The sequence below is a fragment of the uncultured Pelagibacterium sp. genome (genome assembly GCF_963972885.1).
Taxonomy (GTDB): domain Bacteria; phylum Pseudomonadota; class Alphaproteobacteria; order Rhizobiales; family Devosiaceae; genus Pelagibacterium; species Pelagibacterium nitratireducens.
On record NZ_CAXAXY010000151.1, the window covers coordinates 1 to 4,093 of the forward strand.

Annotated in this window: 5 protein-coding genes; 4 read left to right on the plus strand and 1 reads right to left on the minus strand. The window is 59.8% G+C overall.

The genetic code is table 11. The features are described 5' to 3' along the window. Window positions 1-135 precede the first annotated feature (135 nt). Window positions 136-720: a transglutaminase-like cysteine peptidase gene (locus AACZ55_RS15640; protein ID WP_339647583.1), complete on the plus strand. Its 585-nt coding sequence runs from the start codon at window positions 136-138 to the stop codon at window positions 718-720. Between the two features lie 245 nt (window positions 721-965). After that, a complete protein-coding gene (locus tag AACZ55_RS15645) occupies window positions 966-1,277 on the plus strand; it encodes a hypothetical protein (protein WP_339647584.1) in 312 nt (103 codons plus the stop codon). Between the two features lie 425 nt (window positions 1,278-1,702). Here AACZ55_RS15645 and AACZ55_RS15650 read toward each other — a convergent pair whose 3' ends face one another. Continuing rightward, entirely contained in the window at window positions 1,703-1,933 is a 231-nt protein-coding gene (locus AACZ55_RS15650) for a hypothetical protein (RefSeq protein WP_339647585.1), read from the minus strand. Window positions 1,934-2,271: 338 nt separating this feature from the next. Between AACZ55_RS15650 and AACZ55_RS15655 the strand changes: the two genes are divergently transcribed. Further along, window positions 2,272-3,075, plus strand: a complete 804-nt coding sequence (locus AACZ55_RS15655) for a sugar transferase (RefSeq protein ID WP_339647586.1) — start codon at window positions 2,272-2,274, stop codon at window positions 3,073-3,075. Between the two features lie 74 nt (window positions 3,076-3,149). Further along, a partial coding sequence (gene cysQ / locus AACZ55_RS15660; RefSeq protein ID WP_339647587.1) for a 3'(2'),5'-bisphosphate nucleotidase CysQ occupies window positions 3,150-4,093 on the plus strand: 944 nt, incomplete at its 3' end.

The following is a 4,093-nucleotide window of genomic DNA, read 5'->3' on the forward strand; positions in this document are numbered from 1 at the left end:
TCAAATTGTAATCAAACAATCGACAAGTTTGAAATGGGGGGGTGTCAGGATGGTTCCCAGCAGAAAGCTTTGGGGGCGCTGCGGGGGGTCTGAAAGACCCTTTTGTGGGCTCCCGTTTGTGGAGAACCACCGATTATGCGTATCGCGTCCTATGTTTCCGGCGCCGTTCTGGCGCTCACCCTCGCCCTGGCATCGGCCCCGTCTTTCGCCCTTGCCCCCCAGCCCACAGATCGCACCGGGCTCTCGGGTTCGGTCATGCGGATTTCGACCTCTTCGGCGACCGCCGCTCCTTTGGGTCTGCAGATCTTTTGCATGACATCGCCGTCCTATTGCGCTCCGGCCCCCGCCGCCCAGCTCCAGATGGACACCAATCTGATGAGCGCGCTCAACATCGTCAACCGCGCGGTCAACTCCTCGATCCGCCCCCAGAGGCGTTCAACCCAGGTCTGGACCGTGGGCGCACGGGTTGGCGACTGCAAGGACTACGCCATGAACAAGCGCGCCCAGCTGATCGCCCGCGGCGTTCCCGCCGGCGCCCTGCGCCTGGCCATCGGCTTTACCGCCCGCGGTGAAGGTCATGCGGTGCTCGTGGTGCGCACCACGGCCGGCGATTATGTGCTCGACAACCTCACCAGCCAGATCAAGCCCTTCGATCAGACCGGTCACACCCTTGTCGCCATGTCGTCAAACGATCCGCGGCGCTGGAACTCCATTTCCTGATAGCCAAACAAGCCGACCGGTTCAAAACCGGCCGGCTTATGCCCTCAAACCATTGGGGGCTTGTTGTCCCTTTCGAAAAGCGCAGGGCCGCAATCGATCGGGACAAAACACCCCTTGTCGCACGACCCTCGATTAACGCTAAGCGGGGGAACGCGTGGCATCGGGACCGCTTATCATCCTATGCTTGCCCCCCAAAAGGGACCGGGCAGACCAAACGAGAACCGACAGGGACACACAGGCACACAATGGACCCTTCATTGCTCGATCAGGCTCAGCCGATCCTCATCATTGCCGTCCTCGCCGGGCTCGTTATCGGGGCTGTGGTCTTTGTGGGCGCCAGGCTCCGGCTTGCCGGCCATCACAAGACCGACCGGCAGCAGGGCAGCGGCACCGATGCCGCCCAGCCCCCAACCGTCGTGCAAGCGTCCGGCCAAGCCAGCACCCCGACCCGTCCGCTCGTCCCGGCACGGCGCCCTCTTTCCAGAGACACCCGCCAGAGGGCGACAAATCTCATCGACGATATCGCCCGGTTCTATCAGGATCGCCATACGGGGTGATAAAGCCCAAGGTTTACACCACTTTGGACGCCCGGCAGGGAACACCTTGCCCGAGTGTCTTCTCGCTATGGGGAGCATCTCCGGCCCGGGCGCCGAAAGATCGCTGTGGCTATCGATATTAGCGATGCACTCGATGCTGCCGGGACCGATTTGATCCGGCCGTTGGCCGCAGTTCGACCTTTTTCATTCGGTCCGATCCGCTGCCCGACCGGCCATGTGGGGCCTTGTATTTGGTATCACGGCAAGAAACGTTGGCCGTGATCGCCCCAATTGAGCCGACCCCCTCTAGCGGCGCTTGGCGCACCCCGAATGTGGCGCTCTCTAAATCGACGCAGCCACTTGGCACGGACGCTTAAACTGAAATCGGTGATGTGGGCTCAGGGTGCAAATCAAACCTTGGGATGGCCAAGATTGGGGCCAACCGATCAGAATGAGCCGGCGGCATGCCGGGGGTGAACCTGGGTCTGCAGCCAAAGCCCGGTCAGCCAGCCCAGATTGGCGCCAGCAATGACACATCCTATTGCCATGATCGGAGTGCCACTCACAAGCGCCAGAAGGGTCCAGAAAAAAAGCGCAAAACCGATAGCCGGTCCCGACGACACGCCGAAGCGAGTGCTTGAACAAATGGCCAGTGCAAAGACCGCAAGGACAGGCATGGTTCACCTCGAGTTTCGCCCGTAAGATTAGCGCTGCCCCATTAAAAAAGTTTCCCGCCGATAGATACAATTGTTGCCTGGCGGTCCATTTAAGGGCTGCGCCTCCTGCATGGCACCCTCTCGCTGCCTGCATGCCCTGCGAACTGCCGGACGCTACATGCCCTTGGAAACACGGGCACTTTTAATTGGTGCAAGTAATACGATTGTTTGAGTCGTCTATGACAATCTTGGCCGTCCACGTTAACCAAGCGCTAACTAATGGTTCACCGCTAGACAAATTTGTGCCATATGGGACCGGCAGCCTACATTTGGTGCAAGTAGCGTTGAGGATTGGGGATATGCTGGAATTCGCCAAGGAGCGGGTGCACGCTCGAAGCGAAACCTACGACTATTCTAAAGCTGAAGCTGGACCCTATGTCTTGCCAGCCGGACGCGAGCCCACACCGAATATGGGCAGCCGTGTTTCTCTCCACTCGGGCCTGCCTCTGACCTTCATGAATGGCGAACCGGCCCCGGTGTCCCCCACACCCAAGCGCAACATGCAGCTTGTTTTAAAGCGCATCATGGACATTGCCATCAGTGCCATCACCCTTTTGATGCTTGCCCCGGCATTGTTGCTGATTGCGCTCGCCATCCGGTTGACGAGCGGGGGTCCGGCGCTGTTTCGCCAGAGGCGCGAGGGCATCAATGGCAAACCCATCGAAATCTTCAAATTCCGCTCGATGTATATGGATCGCTGCGACATCTCGGGGGTCGCCCAGACGACCAGCGACGATCCAAGGATCACCCCGATCGGACGCTTTCTGCGCCGCACCTCGCTCGACGAATTGCCCCAGCTCTTAAACATTCTCAAAGGCGACATGTCGCTGATCGGGCCGCGCCCGCACGCCTTTGGCATGTTGGCCGGCGGCACGACCTACAAGGAGCTGGTCCCCTATTATCGCGCGCGCCAGACCATGAAGCCTGGTCTTTCGGGCTGGGCCCAGGCCAACGGATTGCGCGGCCCCACCGACAATGGCGCAAGGGCACGGGCCAGGATCGATCACGATCTTGCCTATATCGAAAATTTCTCGCTGCTTTTGGATATCAGGATCATCCTTAGGACCCTGCGGCAGGAATTTCTGGGCGGCTCGGGCCTCTAACGCCTTCGGTTTCGCAAGCCATGTTCCTCGCGTATAGAGGGACGACAACCCCACAAAGTTTAAGAGTTCAAGAGATGACGCCCACGGCCCGATCGACTTCCGCTCCGTTTGATGGGGTGGGCGATGTCAGCGATGTTTTCAATTCCATCGCCCTTGAGGCCGGCGCCCTGATCCTTTCGATCTACGGCCGCAAGTTCGAGGTGACGACCAAAGCCGATGCGTCGCCTCTGACCGAAGCCGATACGGCGGCCGAAGCGCTCATCCTTTCGCGCCTTGACGCTGCATTTCCCGAGATTGCCGTTGTGGCCGAGGAAGCCGTCGCCAACGGAAACGCGCCCCAATGCGGCGAACGCTTCATTCTTGTCGATCCGCTCGATGGCTCCAAGGAATTTATCGCCCGCAATGGCGAATTCACGGTCAATATCGCCCTCATCGAACACGGCGTGCCGGTGGCCGGTGTCGTTTATGCCCCGGCCCTCAAGCGCATCTGGTGGGGATCGCGCGAGGCTGGCGCCTTTGTTTCCATGGTCGAGGATCACAAGCTTATCGAACCCATGGCCATTGCCGTGCGCTCAGCGCCTCCTAAGGGGCTGACCCTTGTGGGCAGCCGCTCCCATGGCAGCGGGGAAGACGATCCCAGGCTTGATGGACTTGAGATCGCCGATTTTGCCTCGATGGGCTCCTCGCTCAAATTCTGCCTTGTTGCTGAAGGGGGTGCCGATCTTTATCCGCGCTTCGGGCGCACCATGGAGTGGGATACCGCTGCTGGCGATGCGATCCTGCGCGCGGCGGGCGGTCGGGTGCTCGATATGGATGGTACGGCGCTTTTCTATGGCAAGCGCAACCAGACACATGACACAGATTTCGCCAACACCCATTTCTGGGCCGTCGGAGACGGCGCCCTTGTCGCCTCGATCTGCAAGGACCCAAAGACAATGCAGCCTGCGCTCAAGCCCTACTCCTCTTCCCTGTCGCATCTTTCCCGTTTGGAGAGTGAGAGCATTGAGATTTTCCGGGA

Excerpts from the sequence above, each read along its gene's own strand:
- AACZ55_RS15645 (WP_339647584.1), top strand. The coding sequence starts at position 966 with ATGGACCCTTCATTGCTCGATCAGGCTCAGCCGATCCTCATCATTGCC.
- AACZ55_RS15640 (WP_339647583.1), top strand. The coding sequence starts at position 136 with ATGCGTATCGCGTCCTATGTTTCCGGCGCCGTTCTGGCGCTCACCCTC.
- AACZ55_RS15650 (WP_339647585.1), bottom strand. The coding sequence starts at position 1,933 with ATGCCTGTCCTTGCGGTCTTTGCACTGGCCATTTGTTCAAGCACTCGC.
- AACZ55_RS15655 (WP_339647586.1), top strand. The coding sequence starts at position 2,272 with ATGCTGGAATTCGCCAAGGAGCGGGTGCACGCTCGAAGCGAAACCTAC.